The sequence below is a fragment of the Aeromonas sp. ASNIH8 genome (genome assembly GCF_002919855.1).
Lineage (GTDB): Bacteria > Pseudomonadota > Gammaproteobacteria > Enterobacterales > Aeromonadaceae > Aeromonas > Aeromonas caviae.
Genome location: NZ_PQLN01000062.1, coordinates 1 through 23,340, shown reverse-complemented (window position 1 = coordinate 23,340; position 23,340 = coordinate 1). Strand labels below are relative to the sequence as shown.

Annotated in this window: 21 protein-coding genes and 1 pseudogene; 14 read left to right on the top strand and 8 right to left on the bottom strand. The window is 61.1% G+C overall.

What is annotated here, in order from left to right; translation table 11 throughout:
* Positions 1-128 precede the first annotated feature (128 nt).
* The 5 genes from fadB (at position 129) to C3418_RS15765 (ending at position 7,350) form a co-directional block, all read left to right on the top strand.
* Positions 129-2,276 (top strand): fatty acid oxidation complex subunit alpha FadB, encoded by a 2,148-nt coding sequence (gene fadB / locus C3418_RS15785; RefSeq protein WP_103858861.1) that lies wholly within the window; start codon positions 129-131, stop codon positions 2,274-2,276.
* A gap of 21 nt (positions 2,277-2,297) precedes the next feature.
* Positions 2,298-3,461 carry an acetyl-CoA C-acyltransferase FadA gene (fadA, locus tag C3418_RS15780; protein ID WP_103858860.1) on the top strand — a complete coding sequence of 388 codons (1,164 nt, stop codon included), beginning with the start codon at positions 2,298-2,300 and terminating at the stop codon, positions 3,459-3,461.
* Between the two features lie 347 nt (positions 3,462-3,808).
* The gene (locus C3418_RS15775; protein ID WP_010672413.1) at positions 3,809-4,531 is read left to right on the top strand and encodes a response regulator; all 723 of its coding nucleotides are present in this window, start codon (positions 3,809-3,811) and stop codon (positions 4,529-4,531) included.
* A 113-nt stretch (positions 4,532-4,644) separates the two neighbouring features.
* The gene (locus tag C3418_RS15770; protein ID WP_010672412.1) at positions 4,645-6,090 is read left to right on the top strand and encodes an ATP-binding protein; all 1,446 of its coding nucleotides are present in this window, start codon (positions 4,645-4,647) and stop codon (positions 6,088-6,090) included.
* A gap of 3 nt (positions 6,091-6,093) precedes the next feature.
* Positions 6,094-7,350, top strand: coding sequence for an ABC transporter substrate-binding protein (locus C3418_RS15765; RefSeq protein ID WP_103858859.1), 1,257 nt, complete (start codon positions 6,094-6,096; stop codon positions 7,348-7,350).
* A 44-nt stretch (positions 7,351-7,394) separates the two neighbouring features.
* On the opposite strand, the gene C3418_RS15760 is transcribed toward C3418_RS15765, so the two are convergent.
* Positions 7,395-7,586, bottom strand: coding sequence for a hypothetical protein (locus C3418_RS15760; RefSeq protein WP_010672410.1), 192 nt, complete (start codon positions 7,584-7,586; stop codon positions 7,395-7,397).
* 171 nt (positions 7,587-7,757) lie between these two features.
* Between C3418_RS15760 and C3418_RS15755 the strand changes: the two are divergent.
* The 3 genes and pseudogenes from C3418_RS15755 to C3418_RS15745 all read left to right on the top strand — a co-directional run.
* Positions 7,758-7,853: pseudogene (locus C3418_RS15755) on the top strand (sulfurtransferase TusA); the annotation flags it as partial.
* Between the two features lie 127 nt (positions 7,854-7,980).
* Positions 7,981-8,226 (top strand): sulfurtransferase TusA, encoded by a 246-nt coding sequence (gene tusA / locus C3418_RS15750; protein WP_010672408.1) that lies wholly within the window; start codon positions 7,981-7,983, stop codon positions 8,224-8,226.
* A gap of 18 nt (positions 8,227-8,244) precedes the next feature.
* Positions 8,245-8,592: a RidA family protein gene (locus C3418_RS15745; RefSeq protein WP_103858858.1), complete on the top strand. Its 348-nt coding sequence runs from the start codon at positions 8,245-8,247 to the stop codon at positions 8,590-8,592.
* Between the two features lie 256 nt (positions 8,593-8,848).
* Here the strand turns inward: C3418_RS15745 and C3418_RS15735 are convergent, their stop codons facing one another.
* Entirely contained in the window at positions 8,849-9,505 is a 657-nt protein-coding gene (locus C3418_RS15735) for an OmpA family lipoprotein (RefSeq protein ID WP_010672405.1), read from the bottom strand.
* Between the two features lie 163 nt (positions 9,506-9,668).
* A complete protein-coding gene (locus tag C3418_RS15730; protein ID WP_103858857.1) occupies positions 9,669-9,911 on the bottom strand; it encodes a hypothetical protein in 243 nt (80 codons plus the stop codon).
* 425 nt (positions 9,912-10,336) lie between these two features.
* Between C3418_RS15730 and C3418_RS15725 the strand changes: the two genes are divergently transcribed.
* Positions 10,337-10,897 (top strand): cysteine hydrolase family protein, encoded by a 561-nt coding sequence (locus C3418_RS15725; RefSeq protein ID WP_103858856.1) that lies wholly within the window; start codon positions 10,337-10,339, stop codon positions 10,895-10,897.
* A 54-nt stretch (positions 10,898-10,951) separates the two neighbouring features.
* Here the strand turns inward: C3418_RS15725 and C3418_RS15720 are convergent, their stop codons facing one another.
* Entirely contained in the window at positions 10,952-11,530 is a 579-nt protein-coding gene (locus tag C3418_RS15720) for a DNA-3-methyladenine glycosylase I (RefSeq protein WP_103858855.1), read from the bottom strand.
* 187 nt (positions 11,531-11,717) lie between these two features.
* Between C3418_RS15720 and glyQ the strand changes: the two genes are divergently transcribed.
* On the top strand, positions 11,718-12,641 hold the full coding sequence (gene glyQ, locus C3418_RS15715) for a glycine--tRNA ligase subunit alpha (RefSeq protein WP_041212022.1): 924 nt from the start codon (positions 11,718-11,720) through the stop codon (positions 12,639-12,641).
* A gap of 9 nt (positions 12,642-12,650) precedes the next feature.
* Positions 12,651-14,720, top strand: a complete 2,070-nt coding sequence (glyS, locus tag C3418_RS15710; RefSeq protein WP_103858854.1) for a glycine--tRNA ligase subunit beta — start codon at positions 12,651-12,653, stop codon at positions 14,718-14,720.
* 155 nt (positions 14,721-14,875) lie between these two features.
* Here the strand turns inward: glyS and C3418_RS24135 are convergent, their stop codons facing one another.
* On the bottom strand, positions 14,876-16,129 hold the full coding sequence (locus C3418_RS24135; RefSeq protein ID WP_146054117.1) for a hypothetical protein: 1,254 nt from the start codon (positions 16,127-16,129) through the stop codon (positions 14,876-14,878).
* A gap of 371 nt (positions 16,130-16,500) precedes the next feature.
* Here C3418_RS24135 and C3418_RS15705 point away from each other — a divergent pair, with 371 nt between their 5' ends.
* The 3 genes from C3418_RS15705 to C3418_RS15695 all read left to right on the top strand — a co-directional run bounded on the left by C3418_RS15705 (position 16,501) and on the right by C3418_RS15695 (position 18,948).
* On the top strand, positions 16,501-17,265 hold the full coding sequence (locus C3418_RS15705) for an EAL domain-containing protein (protein WP_103858853.1): 765 nt from the start codon (positions 16,501-16,503) through the stop codon (positions 17,263-17,265).
* Between the two features lie 165 nt (positions 17,266-17,430).
* Positions 17,431-18,204, top strand: a complete 774-nt coding sequence (locus C3418_RS15700) for a hypothetical protein (protein WP_103858852.1) — start codon at positions 17,431-17,433, stop codon at positions 18,202-18,204.
* A 339-nt stretch (positions 18,205-18,543) separates the two neighbouring features.
* Positions 18,544-18,948: a g-type lysozyme inhibitor gene (locus C3418_RS15695; RefSeq protein ID WP_103858851.1), complete on the top strand. Its 405-nt coding sequence runs from the start codon at positions 18,544-18,546 to the stop codon at positions 18,946-18,948.
* Positions 18,949-19,041: 93 nt separating this feature from the next.
* On the opposite strand, the gene C3418_RS15690 is transcribed toward C3418_RS15695, so the two are convergent.
* The 3 genes from C3418_RS15690 to tnaA all read right to left on the bottom strand — a co-directional run bounded on the left by C3418_RS15690 (position 19,042) and on the right by tnaA (position 23,213).
* Complete coding sequence (locus C3418_RS15690) at positions 19,042-20,262, bottom strand: aromatic amino acid transporter (protein WP_103858850.1); 1,221 nt, start codon at positions 20,260-20,262, stop codon at positions 19,042-19,044.
* A 198-nt stretch (positions 20,263-20,460) separates the two neighbouring features.
* Positions 20,461-21,675 carry an aromatic amino acid transporter gene (locus C3418_RS15685; protein ID WP_103858849.1) on the bottom strand — a complete coding sequence of 405 codons (1,215 nt, stop codon included), beginning with the start codon at positions 21,673-21,675 and terminating at the stop codon, positions 20,461-20,463.
* Between the two features lie 71 nt (positions 21,676-21,746).
* Positions 21,747-23,213: a tryptophanase gene (tnaA, locus tag C3418_RS15680; protein WP_103858848.1), complete on the bottom strand. Its 1,467-nt coding sequence runs from the start codon at positions 23,211-23,213 to the stop codon at positions 21,747-21,749.
* Positions 23,214-23,340: the final 127 nt, after the last annotated feature.

Here is a 23,340-nt window from a genome sequence, read left to right as displayed (position 1 = left end):
ATAACTGTTAAACAAATGTTTTAAATAGGTGTTGAAAATGTCTCCTTTTGGATCAATAGTGAGCCTCGCCCCCTGCTGGGGATAAAGGAGCACCATTCCCCACAGAGTGGGAACAAGGAGACACTCTCATGATCTACCAAGGCGAAACCCTGACGGTCAGCTACCTCGAAGGCGGCATTGCCGAGCTGAGGTTCGATGCCCCGGGTTCAGTCAACAAGCTGGATCGCGCTACCCTGCTCTCCCTGAGCGAAGCGATCGCCGCATTACAGCAACAAGCCGATTTGAAGGGTCTGATCCTCACCTCCGGCAAAGACGCTTTCATCGTCGGCGCCGACATCACCGAATTCCTGGAACTGTTCGATCTGCCGCAAGAAGACCTGCTCGGCTGGCTGAAGAAGGCCAACGACATCTTCAGCGCCATCGAAGATCTGCCGGTGCCCACCCTCTCCGCCATCAAGGGCCATGCTCTGGGCGGCGGCTGCGAGACTATTCTCTCCACCGATTTCCGGCTGGCCGACACCACGGCCAAGATCGGCCTGCCCGAGACCAAGCTCGGCATCATGCCGGGCTTTGGCGGCACCGTCCGCCTGCCACGGGTGATCGGCGCCGACAATGCGCTGGAGTGGATCACCACCGGCAAGGATGTCCGTGCCGATGACGCCCTCAAGGTGGGCGCCGTCGATGCCGTGGTCGCCCCGCAAGCCCTGCAAGCCGCCGCTCTGCAGATGATAAAAGACGCCATCGCGGGCAAGCTGGACTGGCAGGGCCGTCGCGCCGCCAAGAAGGCCCCGCTGCGCCTCTCCAAGCTGGAAGCCATGATGAGCTTCAGCACCGCCGCCGGCATGGTCGCCGCCGTGGCAGGCAAGCACTACCCGGCCCCGATGACGGCGGTGAAAACCGTCGAAGCCGCCGCCGGCATGAGCCGCGACGAGGCGCTGGCCGTCGAGGCCCAGGGCTTTATCAAGCTCGCGAAAACCGATGTCGCCAAGGCCCTGGTCGGCATCTTCCTGAACGATCAGCACATCAAGGCGCTGGCCAAGAAGGCCGCCAAGCAGGCGAGCAAGGCCACCAGCCACGCCGCCGTACTGGGTGCCGGCATCATGGGGGGCGGCATCGCCTACCAGTCCGCCAGCAAGGGCATCCCGGCGGTGATGAAGGACATCAACGAGAAGGCGCTGGCGCTCGGCATGGGTGAAGCCACCAAGCTGCTGAACGGCCAGCTCGAGAAGGGCCGCATCGACGGCATCAAGATGGGCCAGGTGCTCTCCGCCATCACCCCGACCCTGAGCTACGACAGCGTCAAGGGCGTGGATCTGGTGGTCGAGGCCGTGGTCGAGAATCCCAAGGTGAAGGCCGCCGTGCTCGGCGAAGTGGAAGCCATCCTCGGCGATGACGCCGTGCTCGCCAGCAACACCTCCACCATCCCCATCTCCCTGCTGGCCAAGGGGCTGAAGCGTCCCGAGAACTTCTGCGGCATGCACTTCTTCAACCCGGTGCACCGCATGCCACTGGTGGAGATCATCCGCGGCGAGCAAACTTCCGATGAAACCATCAACCGCGTGGTGGCCTACGCCGCCGCCATGGGCAAGTCCCCGGTGGTGGTCAACGACTGCCCCGGCTTCTTCGTGAACCGCGTGCTGTTCCCTTACTTCTTCGGCTTCAACAAGCTGGTCGCCGATGGCGCCGACTTCGCCGCCGTCGACAAGGTGATGGAGAAGGAGTTCGGCTGGCCCATGGGCCCTGCCTACCTGCTGGATGTGGTCGGCATCGACACCGGCCACCACGCCGGTGACGTGATGGCGCAAGGCTTCCCGGCGCGCATGAGCAAGGAAGGTCGTACCGCCATCGACGTGATGTATGACGCCAGCCGCTTCGGTCAGAAGAACGGCAAGGGCTTCTACGCCTACGAGCAGGACAAGAAGGGCAAGCCGAAGAAGGTGGCCGACGCCGCTGCTTACGAGCTGCTGGCCCCCATCGCCAAGCCGAAGCAGGACTTTGACAAGGACGCCATCATCGCCCGCATGATGATCCCGATGATCAACGAGGTGGTGCTCTGTCTGGAAGAGGGCATAGTCGCCACGCCAGCCGAAGCCGACATCGCGCTGGTCTACGGTCTGGGCTTCCCTCCCTTCCGCGGCGGCGTGTTCCGCTATCTGGACACTATCGGTCTGGATCGCTACGTGGCCATGGCCGACCAGTATGCCGACCTGGGCCCGCTCTACCGCGTCAGCGACAAGCTGCGCGAGATGGCTGCCCAGGGCAAAACCTTCTACTGATTGCGGAAAGGAGATCCATTCATGAAAGACGTAGTCATTGTCGACTGTATCCGGACCCCCATGGGCCGGTCCAAGGGCGGCGCCTTCCGCAACGTGCGTGCAGAAGACTTGTCCGCGCACCTGATGAAATCCATCCTGCTGCGCAACCCCAACCTCGACCCGAACGAGATCGAGGACATCTACTGGGGCTGCGTGCAGCAGACCCTGGAGCAGGGCTTCAACATCGCCCGCAACGCCGCCCTGCTGGCCGGCATCCCGAAACAGGTGGGGGCGGTCACCGTCAACCGTCTGTGCGGCTCCAGCATGCAGGCGCTGCACGATGCCTCTCGCGCCATTCAGGTAGGTGATGGGGATATCTTCATCATCGGTGGCGTCGAGCACATGGGTCATGTGCCGATGAGCCACGGGGTAGACTTCCACCCCGGCATGGCCAAGTCGGTGGCGAAAGCCTCCGGCATGATGGGGTTGACCGCCGAGATGCTCGGCAAGCTGCACGGCATCAGCCGTCAGCAGCAGGACGAGTTTGCCGCTCGCTCCCACCGCCGCGCTCACGCCGCCACCGTGGAAGGGCGTTTCGCCAGGGAGATCGTCGGGCTGGAAGGCCATGACGCCAGCGGCGCCCGCTTCTTCTACGACTACGACGAGGTGATCCGCCCGGAGACCACGGTCGATACGCTGAGCCAGCTGCGCCCGGTGTTCGACCCGGTCAACGGTACCGTCACCGCCGGCACCTCCTCGGCCCTGTCCGATGGCGCCGCCGCCATGCTGGTGATGAGTTCGGATCGCGCCAAGGCCCTCGGCCTCACGCCCCGCGCCAAGGTTCGTGCCATGGCCATCGCCGGCTGCGACGCCGCCATCATGGGTTACGGCCCGGTTCCGGCGACCCAGAAGGCGCTCAAACGGGCCGGGCTGACCGTCGGCGACATCGACCTCTTCGAGCTGAACGAGGCGTTTGCCGCCCAGTCCCTCCCCTGCGTGAAGGATCTGGGTCTGCAAGACCTGGTGGATGAGAGGGTGAACCTCAACGGTGGCGCCATCGCCCTGGGTCACCCGCTCGGCTGCTCCGGTGCCCGCATCTCCACCACCCTGATCAACCTGATGGAAGAGAAGGACGCCACCCTGGGAGTCGCCACCATGTGCATCGGCCTGGGTCAGGGCATCGCCACCGTGTTCGAACGGGTGTAAGTGAATCGCCCCTGACTGCTCACCGGTCAGGGATGCCGCCTCGGGGCGGCAACAACAGACAGAAGGCGGCCCTGCTTCCCGGCACAGCGGCCCCATCACGAATACCGGGTCGGCCTGCCGACCCTGCTGTCGAGTCTGTGGAACGCGCCACACGGGGTGCGCTCCTGCCGTCGGAATCTGCGTGTTGGCCGGCCCGTTTGGGTCGGCCTTTTTTATTCTTTTCCCGCGATCGGGGCCAATCCTGAGGCTATATTGCCCATAACTTCACATTAGAGGGGGGGCTTGCTTGCTTTTTGCTCCCCCGACAGGTTCAATCTGCACAAAAAAATGGGTGGATGCACATACATATGTCAACGAGCAAACAACTGCTTATCGTCGACGACGATCGGGAGATCCGCGAGCTGCTCAACGAGTACCTGACCCGGGCTGGTTTCGAGGTACTGACCGCGGCCGAAGGGAACGAGATGCGCCAACAACTGGCCCAGCACAGCCCGGACCTCATCATTCTGGACATCATGATGCCCGGCGACGACGGCTTTACCCTCTGCCAGCAGATCCGCCGCGACTCCCAGGTACCCATCATCATGCTGACCGCCGCCTCCGACGAAGCGGATCGGGTGATCGGTCTGGAACTTGGCGCCGACGACTACATCGCCAAGCCGTTCAGCCCGCGCGAGCTGCAGGCCCGCATCAAGGCGCTGCTGCGCCGCGCCGAATTCCGCCAGCCGGAGAAAGAAAAGGAACCGAGCCGTCGGCTGCGCTTCGCCGAGTGGACCCTGGACACCCTGAGCCACCAGCTGACCCACGAAGATGGCAGCCTGCTGGATCTCTCCGGCAGCGATGCCCTGCTGCTCGGCATGTTCCTGCAGCAGCCCGGCGTGGTGCTGGACCGGGATACCATCTCGGACGCCACCCGCGGTCGCGAGAGCCTGCCCATGGAACGCGGCATCGATGTGCAGATCAGCCGCCTGCGCCAGAAGCTGGGTGACAACGGCAAGAGCCCGCGCATCATCAAAACCATTCGCGGCAGCGGCTACATGCTGATCGCCGAAGTCCACGAGATCCCGTAGCAGACAGACGCTACGGCGAGACCTTGAACGGGCAGAAGAGAGACCCATGACGGGGCAACGGCAAGGCACAGAGGTAAGCACCCCATGCTGATCGACAAGAGACACACGCTGCCATGACGGGGCAGAAGTTCTGGCGGGCCCTGGTGCCCCGCTCCCTGCTGTCGCGGATGCTGCTGCTGTTGCTGCTCGCCATCCTGCTCTCCCAGACCATCCTCACCGGCATCTGGATGCAGCAGATCCAGAAGCGGGAGCTGGAGGGCATGCTCAGCACCACCCGCAACCTGGCGCTGTCGGCGGCTTCCACCGTCAACTTCTTCAAGTCCCTGCCCCTGCAATACCGCCACATCGCCCTGGATCAGCTGCGCAACATGGGGGGCAGCCGCTTCTTCGTCTCCCTGAACGAGGAAGAGATCCACATCAGCGCCATCCCCGACAGCGAGCGCAAGACGCTGGTGCTCAAAGAGGTGCAGGAGGTGCTCAGCCGCAAACTCTCCGACGCCATGGCGATCAAGGTGGACTTCTCCCGCCCCGAGGAGCTGCACGTCTTCAACAACGACACCCTGCTGGCGGATCTCCCCTCCTCCTGGGCACGCTACACCCTGTCCCTGGAGCCCATCAATCCGCCGGTGCTGGTGACTCAGATCGAGATAGAACCGGGGGAGTGGCTCTATCTGGCGGCCCTGCTGCCCGCCCCCTACATGACGCTGGATGACACCGTGATGCCGAGCAACCAGGTGCGTTTCATCGCCCTGATGACGGTCTTCCTCTGCTTCTTCACCTTCATGCTGGTGCGCTGGCAGACCCGTCCCCTGCGTCGCCTCGCCAAGGCAGCGGTCAACCTCGGCAAGGACATCGACCAGCCGTCCCTCAAGGAGGAGGGTGCCTCCGAAATCGTGGCGGCGACCCGCGCCTTCAACATCATGCAGCAGCGCATTCGCCGCTTCATCGACGATCGGGAGCGCCTCTTCAGCTCCATCTCCCACGACCTCAAGACCCCCATCACCCGGCTGCGACTGCGGGTCGAACTGCTGGACGACGAGGTGCAGATCGCCAAGTTCAACAAGGACCTGGACGAGCTGGAGCTGATGGTCAAAGGGGCGCTGCAGACGGTCAAAGAGACGGACATTCACGAGAACCTCGAGCAGATCGACGTCAACGCCCTGCTGGAGCAGATGGCGGAGGCCATGAACCTGCACGAGGATCTGCTCACCATCGAGGGGCACTGCAAGTGGCCCTATCGCGGCAAGCTGCTGGCCCTCAAGCGCTGCATCGGCAACCTGGTGGACAACGGCATCAAGTACGGCCAGAAGGTGCGCATCATCATCATGGATGACGAGGAGATGTTGATCCTCTTCATCATGGACGAGGGGCCCGGTCTGCCGGACGATCAGTTCGAGCGCATCTTCGAGCCCTACTACCGCCTCAGCACCGATGCCGCCGGCACCGGGCTGGGCCTTGGCATCGCCCGCAACATAGCCCACGCCCACGGCGGCGACCTGGTGCTGGAAAATCGCCCCCAGGGCGGCCTGCAGGCCACCCTCTCCCTACCAAGGCAGTAATGTATGAAGTGGTTGTCTTTTTCTGTCATCGCCCTGCTCTCCCTGCCCGTTTGTGCCTCCCAGGTGGAGGTATTGCACTGGTGGACCTCCGGCGGCGAGGCCAGGGCCGTGGAAGTGCTCAAGTCCGAGTGGGCCGAACAGGGCAACCAGTGGAACGACTTCGCGGTACAGGGGGGGGGCGGCAAGAGCGCCATGACGGTGCTCAAGAGCCGGGCCCTGGCGGCAAACCCGCCGGAGGCAGCCCACCTCAAGGGGTTCGAGCTGCACGAGTGGGGCAGCCTGGGCTTTCTGCGCGACCTCACCCCCATGGCCGAGCACCTCGGCTGGTACCCTCAGCTGCCCCCCATGGTGCGCGATACCCTCAGCCAGAACGGCGCCCTGATGGCGGTCCCCACCGGCATCCACCGGGTCAACTGGCTGTGGCTCAACCGCAAGGTATTCGAGCGACAGGGGCTCAAGCCCCCCACCGACTGGGCCCAGTTCGTGGCGGTGGCGGACAAGCTCAAGGAGCAGGGCATCACCCCCCTCGCCATCGGCAATGAACCCTGGCAGATCGCGGTGCTGTTCGAAACGGTGGCCCTCGGCGAAGGGGGCAAGACCTTCTATCGCAAGGCCTTCCTCGAACAGGACAGCGCCACCCTGACCGGCCCCGACATGGTGCGGGTGCTGACCCGCTTCCAGCAATTGCGCGCTTATGTACCCGAGAAATACGCCGGCCTGAAGTGGCACCAGGCCACCAACCTGCTGGAGAGCGGCGGCGCCGCCATGCAGGTGATGGGGGACTGGGTGAAAGGGGAGCTGAGCGCCGGCAACTACCGCCCCGGCGAGGATATCGAGTGCCTGCCAAGCCCGGGCAGCCAGGGGCTGTTCAGCTACAACCTCGACTCCATCGCCATGTTCAAGCAGCGGGATCCCGCCCAGTTGCAGGCCCAGGGCGAGCTGGCCAGGCTGTTGATGACGCCGCGCTTTCAGGAGGAGTTCAACCGGGTGAAGGGCTCCATCCCGGCGCTCATCAAGCCGGACATGAGCAAGTTCGATCGCTGCGCCATCCGCTCCTATCAGGATTTCCTCCACGCCGAGCAACAGGACAACCTGCTGCCCAGCATGGCGGAGGGGATGGCGGTACCCACCAACATGCGCCAGGGGATCATGGATGTGCTGAGCAGCTTCTTCAACGACGCCAGGGCCAACCCCGAGCAGACGGCGCTGCAGCTGGAGCGCGCCATGCGCTCGACCCGTTCCGGCGCGGAGCAGAAATGACAAAGGCGGACATCGTCCGCCTTTGAGTGCCGAGAGCCAGGCTCTCAGGAGGGATCGTTCTCGTCCTCATCCTCGTCGTAGTAGTCGCTGAGCTCGATCCAGAGCCCCAGCCCTATCATCACCATGGAGCCGAACCAGGTACCGGTATTACCGATCGGGCTGCCCAGCACTATCATGGCGAACGACAAGAACCCCATGCCTGCGTAGGCTTGCAATCTGCCGTAGGAGACCTGCATATTCACACCTCCTTGTTGAATATGGTTCAATTTTTATATTACTCATCGAGCGAAGCCTGGGTAGAGCCGGTTCACATTTTGGTAGCATATGCTGCATAACCGCCCCATGGTTTGATTATTTTTTCGCCGTGAGTATCATTGCTGGCCGAATTGGTTGAAGGTTGATTATTGATGAGTGCTTTATTCTGCGGCGCAACGCACGAGTTGGACGCAATCGGGCTTCGTTGCCCCGAGCCCGTGACGATGGCGCGCAAGAAGGTGCGGCTGAAGGTTGATTATTCATGAGTACTGTATTCTGTAATGCGACCCACGAGCTGGACGCAATTGGGCTTCGTTGCCCCGAACCCGTGATGACGATGGCGCGCAAGAAGGTGCGGCTGAAGGTTGATTATTCATGAGTACTGTATTCTGCAATGCGACCCACGAGCTGGACGCAATCGGGCTTCGTTGCCCCGAACCCGTGATGATGGTTCGCAAGAAAGTGCGGCTGATGGCGGATGGGGAGACCCTGCTGGTCAGCGCCGACGACCCCTCCACCACCCGCGACATTCCCAGCTTCTGCCGCTTCATGGACCATACCCTGGTCGCCAGCGAGACTGAGCAGGCCCCTTACCGCTACCTGATCCGCAAGGGTCAATAACCCCGTACCGGAGCAAACATGACAACCATTACCCGTATCGGGACCACCCAGCGCTGGTCTGATGTGGTCATCCACAACGGCACCCTCTACGTGGTGGAAGTGCCCGCCACCGAGACCGCCGGCATCCACCAGCAGACCCGTGAAGTGCTGGAAAGCCTGCAGCGTCTGCTGGAAGCCAACGGCTCCGGCGTCGACAAGATCTTGGTGGCCAACATCTATCTCAAGGACATTGAAGACATCGCCGCCTTCAACGCGCAGTGGGATGCCTGGATCCCGGCCGGCACAGCACCGGTACGCGCCTGCGTGCAGGCCCGTCTCGCCCACGAAGGCTACAAGGTGGAAGTACAGCTGACTGCCGCTGTCTAATCAAAACGGGATGCCTGGCTCCCCTGATGCCGATACAGCCCCGGTCCGTGCCTGCGTGCAGGCCCGTCTGGCCCACGAGAGCTACAAGGTAGAAGTGCAGCTCACAGCCGCTGTCAAAGAGGCGGTTATCCCCTCATCCCCGACCCTTCTCCCGCAAGGGGAGAAGGGGGCAAGGAGCAAAGGGCACGCACCGGCGCCAATAGAAAGGCCCCGCCATCGCTGGCGGGGCCTTTTTCATGGCATCGAACCGGACCTCTTAGGCGGTCGGGGTCAGGGTGATGGTCACCCGACGGTTCTGGGCCTTGCCTTCGGCGGTGCTGTTGCTGGCCACCGGCTGATCCGGGCCCACACCACTGATGGCGATGCGGCTGCCGGACACGCCCTGGCCGATCAGCTGGGCGGCGACGGCATCGGCGCGATCCCGGGAGAGCTTCATGTTCAGCTCGCGGGAGCCGGTGCTGTCGGTGTGGCCGACCACGTTCAGACGGGTCTTGTCGAACTCGGCAACCACCAGGGCCACGCCGGACAGGGTGTTGGCACCGGCGGCTTTCAGCTGGGCGCTGGAGCTGTCGAAGGTGACGTTGTTCGGCATGTTGAGGATCAGCTGATCACCGTTGCGGGTCACGCTGACGCCGGTGCCTTGCAGCTTCTCGCGCAGCTTGGCTTCTTGCACATCCATGTAGTAACCGATACCGCCACCCAGGGCCGCACCGGCGGCGACGCCAGTCAGGATGCCCTTTTTGCGGTCGCCCTTGCTGGAGGAGAGCGCCCCCACGGCTGCGCCGGTCGCCGCACCCGCCAACGCGCCCCAGGCGCCCTTGGAGGTCTGGGATTCACCGGTATAAGGGTTGGTGGTACAGCCAGTGATGGCGACGGTCAGGGCAAGTGCAGGAACCAGTTTCTTGAAATGCATGAAAAAACCTCTGAAAAAGAACGACTCTAGCCGATGGCCGCTCATTCTAACCCAGAGAGGCGCCAGAGTGTGACGCGCGCATTGCGAAGATGGGCAGGGGGGCAACATGCCCCCCTGCCCCTAGCGACTTACCCGGTGCAGGCCCTCTTCGGACGGGCCCGCATCAATATTTGATATCCCGGGCCTTGTCTCGCCCCTCCTGCTTGTTGTCACGATGCTCCTGGCGGCAGTCGGCATTGCCCACCAGCCCCTCACGACACGCCTGTTTCGCGTCACGGGACCCCTGACGGGTATCCTGACGCACATCGCGGGCGTCACGGCGCTCCAGGGCCTGCTTGGTGGCCTGTGCAGGCAGGGCGGCCAGCAAGGCGGTGGCGGCAAGCAGCGCCAATACGGACTTCTTCATGATGGCTCCTTCGCCAGACAACCTGAACCGGTCCGGCGTCTTTCAATGATAGGGGAGGGGCAGGATCCCGGTAGCGCCAACTCGGCCCTCGGAGCGTCGTCTGTGCAGCCTCGGACCTTCTTGCACAGGGCCGCCTTCCCCTCATGTTTGCCCTGACGAGCGACGTCATCCCCAGGGTGCAGCCGATCAGGCCGGGGAAGAGAGGGCGAACGGCGCTCAGTGACACGGGATTCCCTCGTGATGGCGCTCCCGATGGTGAACCCGTGTGACTGTATCCCGGCTGTACCAAGGGGCGAAAAGGCTCCCGGCCCGGCGCAACGGAACATGCTCCCGGGGTCTGGAGTGGTTGCCCCCCCCAGATGCGGGGTTGTCTCATTAGAGCCCATGTCCCCAGAGTGGGGGACATTTCTCACGGAGCCATGACCATGTCGTCCCTTTCCCGCCCCGCGCTGCTCATCATCGACATCCAGGTGGGCCTCCTTCACGGCCCGGAAGCCCCCCATGCCGGGGCCGAAACCCTGGCCAACATCAATCGCCTGAGCCAGGCGGCCCGCAGTGCCGCTCTCCCCGTGCTGGCGGTGCGCCACACGGGCCCGGCCGGCAGCCCCATCGCCGCTGGCAGTCCGTTCTGGCAGCTTGCGCCTGAGCTGGTCGTCGGCGAGGCCGATCGGGTGTTCGACAAGCAGCGCCCCAGCGCCTTCCATGGCACCGGTCTCGATGGCTGGCTGAAAGAGGACGGCGTGCAGACCCTGATCATCACCGGCATGAAGACCCAGTACTGCATCGACACCACCTGCCGGGCGGCGGCAGATCTCGGCTACACCGTAGTGCTGGTGAGCGATGCCCATACCTGCATGGACACGCCGCAACTGACCGCCCCCCAGATCATCGCCCATCACAATGCCACCCTGGCTGGCCCCTTCGTGCGGCTGATGAGCAGCGACGAGGTGTACGAGGCGCTCGGCCGCCCCCTTGAGCCCTGCTGATTCTGAGCAAAAAAAGAAGGGAGGCTTGAGCCTCCCTTCTTCGTTCATTCCCCTTCACGTCGCCGCTGCTTGCTGGCACTCGGCGTGGCAGGGGCAGGTCACCAGATGATCGTTCACCATGCCCACCGCCTGCATGAAGGCATAGCAGATGGTGCTGCCGACGAAGGTGAAGCCGCGCTTCTTGAGGGCCTTGGACATGGCATCCGACTCCGGCGAGGTCGCCGGAATGTCGCCGTTGCCCTGACGCTGGTTGACGATGGGGGCGCCGCCCACGAAGCCCCACAGATAATCGACGAAGTCGATGCCTTCCGCCTCCAGCGCCAGATAGGCGCGGGCGTTTTTGATGATCGACTGCACCTTGAGCCGGTTGCGAATGATGCCGGTATCCTGCATCAGCCGCACCACGTCCTGGTCGTCGAACTGCACGATGCGCACCGGATCAAAATCCGCATAGGCGCGATGGTAGCTCTCGGTGCGCTTGAGGATGGTGATCCACGACAGCCCCGCCTGTTGGCCATCGAGGCAGAGCTTGGCAAACAACTCGCGGGCGTCATACACCGGCCTGCCCCACTGCTTGTCATGGTATTCGATGTATTCCGGGTCTCTGGTCACCCAGGCGCAGCGCAGTTCCATTTCCTCTCCCCTGTTTTTCATCGGCCATCGGCAGGCCGCTTGCGTCGGCGACATCATAGGGCAAGCGGCAACATAGCCCCACTAATCCCCTGTAATTTCGCCTATTATCCGACCATGCCAGACGGTATACTCCCTCGGTTCACATTCAGCAAATCTTGCTCTGATTTCATTTCGCGCGAAAAACACTATGCAAAAATTCGATGTCAAAACCTTTCAGGGCCTGATCCTGCAGTTGCAGGACTATTGGTCCCGCCAGGGCTGTACCATCATTCAGCCGCTGGATATGGAAGTGGGTGCCGGTACCTCCCACCCCATGACCTGCCTGCGCGCCCTGGGCCCGGAGCCCATCGCCTGCGCCTACGTACAACCGTCCCGCCGTCCGACTGACGGCCGCTACGGTGAGAACCCGAACCGCCTGCAGCACTACTACCAGTTCCAGGTGATCATCAAGCCCTCCCCCGACAACATTCAGGAACTCTATCTGGGCTCCCTGAAAGAGCTGGGCATGGATCCCGAGATCCACGACATCCGCTTCGTTGAAGACAACTGGGAAAACCCGACCTTAGGGGCATGGGGTCTGGGTTGGGAAGTGTGGCTGAACGGCATGGAAGTGACCCAGTTCACCTACTTCCAGCAGGTTGGCGGCCTCGAGTGCAAGCCGGTCACCGGCGAGATCACCTACGGTCTCGAGCGTCTGGCCATGTACATCCAGGGCGTGGACAGCGTCTACGATCTGGTCTGGTCTGACGGCCCGCTGGGCAAGACCACCTACGGCGACGTGTTCCACCAGAACGAAGTGGAGCAATCCACCTACAACTTCGAACACGCCGACGTGGAGTTCCTGTTCCACTGCTTCGAGCAGTACGAGAAGGAAGCCCAGAATCTGCTGGCACTGGAAAAACCGCTGCCGCTGCCTGCCTACGAGCGCATCCTCAAAGCCGCTCACTCCTTCAACCTGCTGGATGCCCGCAAGGCCATCTCGGTCACCGAGCGTCAGCGCTACATCCTGCGCATTCGCACCCTGACCAAGGCCGTGGCAGAGGCATACTACGCCTCCCGCGAAGCGCTGGGTTTCCCCATGTGTCAGCGCACAGAGAACAAGCAAGGTTAAGGAACGGACATGGCACAACATACATTTCTGGTAGAGATCGGTACTGCTGAGCTGCCGCCCAAAGCCCTGCGCTCCCTGGCCGAAGCCTTTGCCGACAACTTCAAAGCCGAACTGACCAAGGCCGATCTGGCCTTCGGCGACGTCGAGTGGTTTGCTTCACCGCGCCGTCTGGCGCTGAAGGTAAGCGAGCTGGCTGGCGAACAGCCGAGCAAGAGCGTCGAGAAGCGCGGCCCTGCCGTCGCTCAAGCGTTCGATGCCGAAGGCAAGCCAACCAAGGCTGCCGAAGGCTGGGCCCGTGGCAACGGCATCACCGTTGAGCAGGCCGAGCGCCTGGTCACCGACAAGGGCGAGTGGCTGGTTCACACCGCCAAGGTCGAAGGCCGTCCGGCCAAAGAATTGCTGGGCGAACTGGTTAGCCAGGCGCTGGCCAAACTGCCGATCCCGAAGATGATGCGCTGGGGCGACAAGACCATCCAGTTCGTGCGTCCGGTCTTCACCGTGACCCTGCTGCTGGATGGCGAGCTGGTGCCCGCTCACATTCTGGGTATCGACTCTGCCCGCACCATCCGCGGTCACCGCTTTATGGGCGAGAGCGAATTCACCATCGACAACGCCAGCCAGTACCCGCAGATCCTGCAGGAGCGCGGCATGGTGATTGCCGACTTCATGGCGCGCAAGGCCAAGATCAAGGCTGACGTCGAAGCGGCCGCTGCCGCCTTCGGTGGCGTGGCCGATCTGGACGACGCCCTGCTGGAAGAAGTGACCGCCCTGGTCGAGTGGCCGGTGGTGCTGACCGCCAACTTCGAAGAGAAGTTCCTGGCCGTTCCGGCTGAAGCGCTGGTACACACCATGAAGGGTGACCAGAAGTACTTCCCGGTCTACGACAAGAACGGCAAGCTGCTGCCGAAGTTCATCTTCGTCACCAACATCGAGTCCAAAGACCCGAGCCAGATCATCAGCGGCAACGAGAAGGTGGTTCGCCCCCGTCTCTCTGATGCCGAGTTCTTCTTCAAGACCGACCTCAAGCAGACCCTGGCCTCCCGCCTGCCGCGCCTTGAAACCGTGCTGTTCCAGCAACAGCTGGGCACCGTCAAGGCCAAGGTCGAGCGCATCGAGACCGTCGCCGGCTTTATCGCCGAGCGTATCGGCGCTGATGTGGCTCAGGCCAAGCGTGCCGGTCTGCTCTCCAAGTGTGACCTGATGACCAACATGGTCGGCGAGTTCACCGACACCCAGGGTGTCATGGGGATGCACTACGCCCGTCACGATGGCGAAGACGAAGCGGTTGCCGTGGCCCTCAACGAGCAGTACATGCCGCGCTTTGCCGGTGATGCCCTGCCGTCCGGTCTGGTTGCCTGCGCCGTCGCGCTGGCCGACAAGTTCGACACCCTGGCCGGTATCTTCGGCATCGGCATGCTGCCCAAGGGTGACAAGGACCCGTTCGCCCTGCGTCGCGCCGCCATCGGTGCCCTGCGCATCATGACCGAGAAGCAGCTGGATCTGGATCTGGTTGAACTGGTTGAAGAAGCGGTACGCGTCTACGGCGACAAGCTGACCAACAAAACCGTCGTTACCGACGTGGTCGACTTTATGCTGGGCCGCTTCCGCGCCGCCTATCAGGACGAAGGCATCGGTGCCGACGTGGTGCTGGCCGTGCTGGCCCGCCGCCCGACCCGTCCGCTCGACTTCGATCGTCGCGTCAAGGCCGTCAGCCACTTCCGCACGCTGGATGCCGCACTGGCACTGGCTGCCGCCAACAAGCGCGTGAGCAACATTCTGGCCAAGGTCGAGGTTCCACTGCCCACAACCGTCAAACCGGAACTGCTGGTCGATGCCGCCGAGAAGGCGCTGGCCACCCAGGTTGCCGAACTGCAAGCCGAACTGGCCCCGCTGTTCGCCGCCGGTGACTATCAGGCCGCCCTCACCCGTCTGGCCGCCCTGCGCGAGCCGGTCGACACCTTCTTCAACGAGGTGATGGTGATGGCCGATGACGAGGCCCTCAAGGCCAACCGTCTGGCGCTGCTGAACAACCTGCGCAACCTGTTCCTGCAAGTGGCGGATATCTCGCTGCTGCAGTGACTCTGGTTGAGTCAGTGATATTAAAAACGGCACCGCGAGGCGCCGTTTTTGTTCTTACTGAGATCACATAGATGTACTACCTATCAAAAAACCACATGATAATTACGATAATAGATGTGCCAATTCACTGCTTATATTGATAGCTATTAGACATTTTAATCATCTAATTTCTCTTCATAACGAGGGTGACCTATAGGGAAGAAATCGCTTCCCAGATAACATGGATCAATATAAGTATAGTTTTCATCAATAATATCACTCAGTACTTCCAACCCTAAATCAACACTATTTAAACTCATATTGTGGTCGCCATTTCTATATTTTTCACATAGTTTATCAATGGCTAAATCTTTAAATACACCCCATGAATCAAAGTACATTGTCTCATAATCATCCAATATGTGAGATTTTAAGTTACCCCAAGAAGTAAATGCTTCAGGAGCTGGCGAACATACACCTCCCAACATTAAATTGGCAGTATCGAATAATGCATTTAGGCTGGCCACATGACCTTCAGGGATGTATTCAAGATATGTATCTAGTATTTTCCTTTCAATTAGAGGAAGCTCGGCATAGCTATTAATTTCATTCGAATGCAAAATTCTTTCTATCGACTTGAATGGTGCTACATTCACAACAGTAATAAAATATGGTGAAAGTTGGCCTCCCCCCGTTAAAAAAGCAAAACCATGTGTATTCATTTTCTCACCTTTTGTTGCTATAGCTGAGATACTAGATTTTATCAATTGTAATTTCTGATGTAATTTACTTTCTGGGGAAGGCATCTGATACATTGCATCATCGTAAAGGCAAATATGGTATCCCCCTAAATGTTCCTCACTAACTTTACTTGGAATGTCCGCTTGGACAAGTACTGGTATATCTATGATTTTAAGCTTTATTTCACCATCTGTAATGCATGGTTCCAAACAAATAGTTTTTTTACCTTGCCAGAATATATTGTTATATAAGTGATGCTTTAGGAGAGTTGGCCAAACAGGGGAGATTATTACATTAATTATTTCTCCATCAGAAAGATAGGATAGCGCGCTTTTAATTTCACCCGCATAAGCAGATAATTCGGTGCCGGCCTCTCTAGTCGCCCCTTTCTGGTTTTTTAACTCAATAATAACAATAGACTCTGTTTCCGGGGAAAAAGCAAATATATCAGGGTTAAGAGAGTCTCCTTTTTCTAAAGATATATTTTCATTTTTTGTTAACAACTCATTCATGTTAAGAGATTCGATGCAATATAAAAATGTTTGTTTTATCTTTTCTTCGGATGAGTTTTTAGGTACATAAAGTTCTATAGATTCGATATTAGCTATTAATTCAGATAGCCCATAAATCGTAGTGAACTTATTTTCTAACCACTCCTGCATTTCATGTTCACTTGAAAAAACACTCATACCATTCCTCATTGAATATCTCTGTTAAATGGGTCACATAACCATCAATTATTCTTTTCGCAATGAATATATCACGTTGTTACTTACTCTTTTCTCGGGCGTGCAAACAAAGTAATACTATTATGACTTTATGTCAGCCCGTAGGTTCGATTAGCCGTCAGGCGTAATCGGACGTTCGCGTAAATCGATTCTCCCGCCATAACGGCCAGCCTAATTCTCCCCTCCAGCTGGCCGATCCTGTTTCACGGCAACAACCGTAATCAAAGCCTCTCGATTGTCCGATTACGCTTCGCTAATCGAACCTACAGGGGGGGATGAGCTGTTATCATTTGAGACAGTCCCCAGCACCGCCACGCCCCGAGAGGAGAGTCATGGATATACCTGCCGCCCCGTCCCCCGCCATCTGCCAGCTGTGTCAGGAGAAAACCGAGCTCGACTTCGACTTCACCATGGCCTTTCAGCCCATCGTCGATTGCAGCCAACGCACTGTCTTCGGCTACGAGGCCCTGGTGCGGGGGCTCAACAACGAGTCGGCGCAGAGCGTGATTGCCCGGGTCAACGACGACAACCGCTACCGTTTCGATCAGCTGTGCCGCATCAAGGCCATCGCGCTGGCCGCCCGGCTCGATATGCGGGGCATGCTGAGCATCAACTTTCTGCCCAACGCGGTCTATCGCCCGGAGCGCTGCATTCGCACCACGTTGCAGGCGGCCCGCGAGCATCTCTTTCCCATCGAGCAGATCATGTTCGAGTTCACCGAGGTGGAACAGGTGCAGGACAACCGCCATATTCGCGGCATCGTGGATCACTATCAGGCCCTTGGCTTCAAGACGGCGATCGACGACTTTGGCGCCGGTTACTCGGGCCTGAGCCTGCTGGCCGATTTTCGCCCCGACATCATCAAACTCGATATGCACCTGCTGCGCGGCATCGACCAGGACCCGATCCGTCAGGCCATCGTTCGCCACTGTCTGGCGCTGTTTACGGAGTTGCAGATCACCCCGCTGGCGGAAGGGGTCGAGACCCGCGACGAGATGGCCTGCCTGCAGGAGATGGGCGTCAGCCTGATGCAGGGCTATCTGTTTGCCCGCCCCGGCTTCGAAACCCTGCCCGAGGTGGATTTCGCCATCCTGTGAGCGCCGCTGGCCATCTCCCTTGGTTGGCGTTCATTCGGGCAAGGCGGGACGAGAGGCGGCCTGGAGGGTATCCACGGGCGGACGGCAGAAAGCGCTGGACCGGGCAACCCCCTGGGCTAGGATAGGACTGTCACCCTTTGCAACCACCGCTCTGACAGGGACACCATGGCGCAGGTTTCAGGATACCGCTTCTTCGCTCTTTCACTGCTCTTGCTGCTGGCCTTCCAGGTATGGGGGGCGCAAGGCAGGGGCAACATCACACTGGTGAGCTCCCTTGAAACCAGGGAGTCCCCCTATGGTCGCTGGCTCGATCTCATCTATCGGGATGCGTTCGCCCGCCTGGGCTATGCATTCCAGTACCAGGGCTACCCCGGGGGACGGGCCCCCCTGCTGGCAGAGCAGGGACAGGTCGATGGCGAGATCCACCGCGCCGCCAGCTACCAGCAGCAGACCCGTACCCTCCAGCGCGTGCCCGAGCCCCATTTCGCCGTCTCCTATCAGGCCTATGCCCACCAGCCCGGGATCCAGCTGCAGGGGTGGCACAGCCTGCTGGGCACCGGTTATCGGGTCGAGTTTCGCCGTGGCGCCAAGCTGCCGGAGATGATGCTGGGCAAGGTGGTGGCACCGGACCGGCTCTTTGCCATCGCCACCGCCGAGCAGGGGATGGGCAAGCTGCTCAAGGGGCGCAGTGACCTCTATGTGGAGCAGACCCTGATTGCCAGCCAGGCCCTGGCCGCCCTGACGCGCCAGGACCCGGGCTATGCCGGCATCTACTCCGCCGGGGTGATGGAGCTGGCCGATTCTTACGTCTACCTGCACGAACGGCATCAGGATCTGCTGGCCCCCCTTGCCAGCGTGATCCGGCAAATGAAGCAGGACGGCACGGTGGCGCGCTATCAGCAGCAGGCCATGGCGGCTGAGGGCACCAGCCAACCTTAACGTCCTCTTTTTCCGCAAGCCCTCCCGCGCCCTGACCATGCAGGAGACCCGGGGCGATCAATTCTGTCGCAGACTCATGGCCGCAGCGGGCACCCTGTTCGTCAACACCACGTTGACAAAAACGCCCCCTGTATCAGGGATACTCGCCATATAAAACCCCATCGACCTTGTGTTCATCTGGCTTGCGGCCAAAAGGCACCATGTCCGTCTGTGCATACCCCAAATCTTGCAACATCCCCCACTCCGACCGCCCCATCATTTCGATGGAGTCGCGTCATCGTTCCGGCATATCTTCCCCTCGAGGCCCGTGCCAGGGCCCGATCACAGGAGCAATACATAATGAAAAAAGCAGTAACGGCCGCCTTGCTGGCCATGATGATGGCGGCCTCGGTTCAGGCGGCAGACAAGGTGACCACGGTGCCGGTGCACTTCGCCAAAGGCGCGCACAGCGCCAAGGTTGACGGCACCTTCTCCGGTTATGACGCCATCAACTACACCCTGGGCGCCAAAGAAGGCCAGACCATGACGGTCGCCATCACCGGCAGCACCAATGCCAACTTCAACGTCTTCGCGCCGGGCGCCATCCCGGGTCAGGCCGAGGCACTGGGCGGCGGCAACGTGGACACAAAATGGCAAGGCACCCTGCCCAAGTCGGGCAAGTACCTGATCCAGGTCTACCAGATGCGCGCCACCGCCCGTAAAGGCGCCAAGGTCCCCCACTCCCTGTCGGTCGGCATTCAGTAACCGACGCCAATATTGCCTGTGTGACAAGCAAGAAGGAGCCCATGAGGCTCCTTCTTTGTCATTGTGTGCTGGCACTGCGACCCGGGTAACGGCTCAGCCCTTGTAGGCGGGCAGCAGGTCCACCATGTTGAGCAGGTGGAAGGCGGCGGTCAGCACGCCGAACAGGATCACCAGGACGATCATGAAGAGGCCGCCGGGGGCGCGGAAGCCCTCGCCACCTTCTTCGCGCCGGGCCGCCCGCACCTTCCAGGCCAGCAGGGGCGGGATGATGCAGGTCCACAGGGTCGCCACGGCGCCCGCATAGCCGATGGCCACCAGGAAGCCGAACGGGAACTGCAAGGAGAGCGCCAGGGGCGGCAGGAAGGTCACCGCCCAGGACTTGGCGCGGCCACCCCGGCTGTTGTCGAACTTGAACAGATCCGCCAGGTAGTCGAACACCCCGAGCCCCACCCCGATGAAGGAGGAGAGGATGGCCGCCATGGAAAAGGCGTTGAGGGCGCTGGCCACCGCCTTGGACTCGATCACCGAGCCGAGGGCCTTGAGCAGGGCATCCACGTTGCCCCCCTCCGCGATCACCGGGCCGAACTCGCTGCGGGGCAGGTTGCCAAAGACGCTCACCAGCCAGATGAGGTAAAACGCGAGCGCAATCAGGGTGCCCCCCAGAATGGCGCGGCTGGCACGGCGCTCTTCACCGTAGTAGGCGCGCATGGAGGAGACCGAATGGTGGTAGCCGAACGAGGTGAGCGCCACCGGCAGCATCACCAGGGCATAGGGGGCGTAGCTTACTTCGCTGCCCACCCGGTCGAGCAGCAGATCGAGGCGCACGTTCATCGACAGGCCCGAGATGCCGAAGGCAAAGCTCAGCCCCATCAGGATCACCAGCAACACCGAGATGCGGTCCACCGCCCGGGTGGAGTGCCACACCAGCAGGGAGAAGGCCAGGGTAAAGAGCACGGACGCCCACTGGCTGCCCATCCCCGTCATGCCGTCGATGATGAGACCGGCCGAGGTGATGTAGGCATAGAGCAGGATGCCGCCGACGAAATAAACGCTGAGATTGTTGAGGGCGTTGACCTTCTCCCCCAGCAGATCCCGGGTCACGGTATCGAAGGAGACGCGCAGGGGATAGCTCCGATAGGACTCCAGCAGCATCCAGCCGGAGACCGTCATCACCACCATGGTCAGTGCTACCGCGAGCATGGACCAGAGGGTCCAGGCGCCCGCTCCCGCACTCGGCAGCCCCAGCATGCCGGCCCCCACACAGACGCCGGCAATGATGCATGCCCCGCCCACCAACGATGGTTTCTGTTCCATTACTCCCCCAAACGGATTGTCGACTGGTCACGGCACACCGCCGTGCTTCTCCTGCGTTCGCCACTGCTGGCGCCGGGGGACTTTACCCTGCATGCCTTCGGGTATCAAATCCGGAGGGAAAATGGGGGGAAACGGGCCGGATCCTGCGCCCCATCCGTGGAATATGCTCGGGATGGGGCCAGGTTCAGCACACCAGGGTCAGCCGGTGTAGACGGGCAGCAGACCCGCCATGGCCATCAGGTGGAAGATGGCGGTAAGCACCCCGAAGACGATGACGACCACCACCATGGGCTGGCCGCCGGGGGCCTTGAACCCCGCCTCGTACGGGGCCAGCTCCCGGGACTTCTTCGCCAGCAGGGCCGGGATGATGCAGGCCCAGACGGTCGCCGCAGCCCCGGCATAGCCGATGGCCACCACGAAGCCGAACGGGAACATCAGGGAGAGCGCCAGGGGAGGCAGGAAGGTCACCGCCCAGGATTTGGCCCGCCCCTGGCGACTGTTGTCGAACTTGAACAGATCCGCCAGATAGTCGAACACCCCCAGCCCCACCCCGATGAAGGAGGAGAGGATGGCCGCCATGGAGAAGAGGTTGATGGCCTGGGATACCTGTCTGGACTCGATCACCGAGGCCAGCGCCCCGAGCAGCACGTCCACGTCGCCCCCCTTGGCGATGACGGGGCCGAAGGCGCTGCGGGGCAGATTGCCGAAGATACTGAGCAGCCACAGCAGGTAGAGCGCCAGCGCGATCAGTGTGCCGCCCAATATCGCCTGCTTCGCCTTCTGCTCCTCGCCGTAGTAGGCGCGCATCGAGGCCACCGAGTGGTGGTAACCGAAGGAGGTGAGCGCCACCGGCAGCATGGCCAGGGCGTAAGGGGCGCGGCCCAGCTCCTCGGCAAAGGAGTTGAACAGCTTGGCGGTGTCGACCTTGCTGGCAAGCCCGGAGACCCCGAACACGAAGCTCAGCACCATAAAAACGATCAGGACGACCGAAATCCTGTCCACCGCCCGGGTCGAATGCCAGACGAACCAGGAGAACACCAGCACGAACAACACCGAGGCCAGCTGGCTATTGATGCCCAGCAGGCCGCCCAGGATGAGACCCGACGAGGTGATGTAGGCATAGAGCAAAATGCCGCCCACGAAATAGACGGTGAGGTTGTTGAAGAGATTGATCCTGCGACCGAGCAGATCCTTGGTCACCGAGTTGAAGGAGGCAGTCAATGCGTAGGGTTTCAGGGCTTCCAGCAGCATCCAGCCTGAAACCGTCATGACGACCATGGTAAGAATGATGGCGAGGGTTGACCAGCTGGTCCAGGCCCCGGCTCCCGCGCTCGGCAGCCCCAGCATGCCGGCACCGACACAGACGCTGGCAATGATGCAGGCCCCTCCGATGACGGACGGTGTTGATGTCATGTGTGTCACTCCACATCTTTCACAGAGCAGTGAAAAAAAAAGGGCACAGAAAAATCTGTGCCCCTGACTCGTTATGCTTCTATCAATTTTTTCTGCGTCTTGCCGGCTGACGGGTCGTTATGCTCGACCTCTTGCAGTCTGGCGGTGAAGTGGCGCAGCACGGCCGGCTCGTAAATGAAGTCCAGCCCCTTCACCCGGTGGGCGTTCTTCTTCACCTCGCCGAAAGCCTCGATGACAAAGTCCATGTGGGTCTGGGTATAGGTGGCACGGGGGATGGTCAGGCGCAGCAGCTCCGCCGGGCAGGGGTGCTGCTTGCCGGTGGCGGGGTCGCGCCCCAGCAGCAGGGAACCTATCTCCACCGCGCGGATGCCGGCGACCTTGTAGAGCTCGCAGGCCAGGGCGTGGGCCGGGAACTGATCCGCCGGGATGTGGGGCAGCAACTTGCCCGCATCCACGAAGGCCGCATGGCCCCCCGCCTGCTGGCACACCACGCCGATGGCCTCCAGCCCGTCCACCAGGTACTGCACCTGGCCAATGCGATAGGCCAGCCAGTCCTGGCGCATGCCGTCCCGCAGGCCCACCGCCAGGCGCTCCATGGCGCCCCCTTCCAGGCCGCCATAGGTCGGGAAGCCCTCCTGCACCACGCACAGGGTGCGGCACTCGGTGTAGACGTCCAGCATGCTGTCATCCTTGAAGCACAGCAGCCCCCCCATCTGCACCATGGCATCCTTCTTCGCCGACATGGCGAGGCCGTCCGCGTACTTATAGGACTCCCTGGTGATCTCCTCGATGGTCCAGTTCGCGTAGCCGGGCTCCCGCTGCTGGATGAAGTAGGCGTTCTCGGCGAAGCGGGCGGAGTCCATGATGACGGGGATGTCGTACTTTCTGGCGATCTCGTACACCGCCTTCAGGTTGGCAATGGAGACCGGCTGCCCCCCGGCGGAGTTGCAGGTGATGGTGCTGACGATGTAGGGCACGTTGGCGGGGCCCGCCTCCAGGATGGCCTCTTCCAGCTTCACCAGATCGAAGTTGCCTTTGAAGTCGGCGGTGACCGAGGTATCGAACGCCTCCCTGGTATAGACGTTCTTCGCCACGCAGCAGTTGATCTGGGTGTGGCCCTGGGTGGTGTCGAAGAAGTAGTTGGAGAGGGCCACCATCTTCTTGCGATCCAGCCCCTTCTCCTGCTCCCGCTTCTTGATGAGCACGGGGATGTAAATCTGCTCGGCGCCGCGCCCCTGATGAGTGGGGATGGTCAGGGAGTAGCCGAAGATCTCCTGCACCGCCTGTTGCAGGGCATAGTAGCTGCGGCTGCCGCTGTAGGCCTCGTCACCGCGCAGCATGGCGGCCTGCATGTCCTGGGTGATGGCGCCGGTACCGCTGTCGGTCAGCAGGTCGATGAAGACGTCTTCGCTGTCCAGCAGGAAGGGGTTCATGCCCGCCCGGACAATGGCCTCTTCCCGATAGGCACGGGTGGTGCGCTTGACCGGCTCGATGACACGAATACGGAAGGGTTCGGGCAGATGCTTGAAGTTTTCCATCCGACATTCCGCACCTGATTTAGGAATAAATTTGCCGATAGCGCTCACCCAATACCTCCAAAATGATCTGCTGGTCTCCTGTTAGCTCCGTTACTTGTGGCGGAGCTTCTCCCAGTCGATATTCATG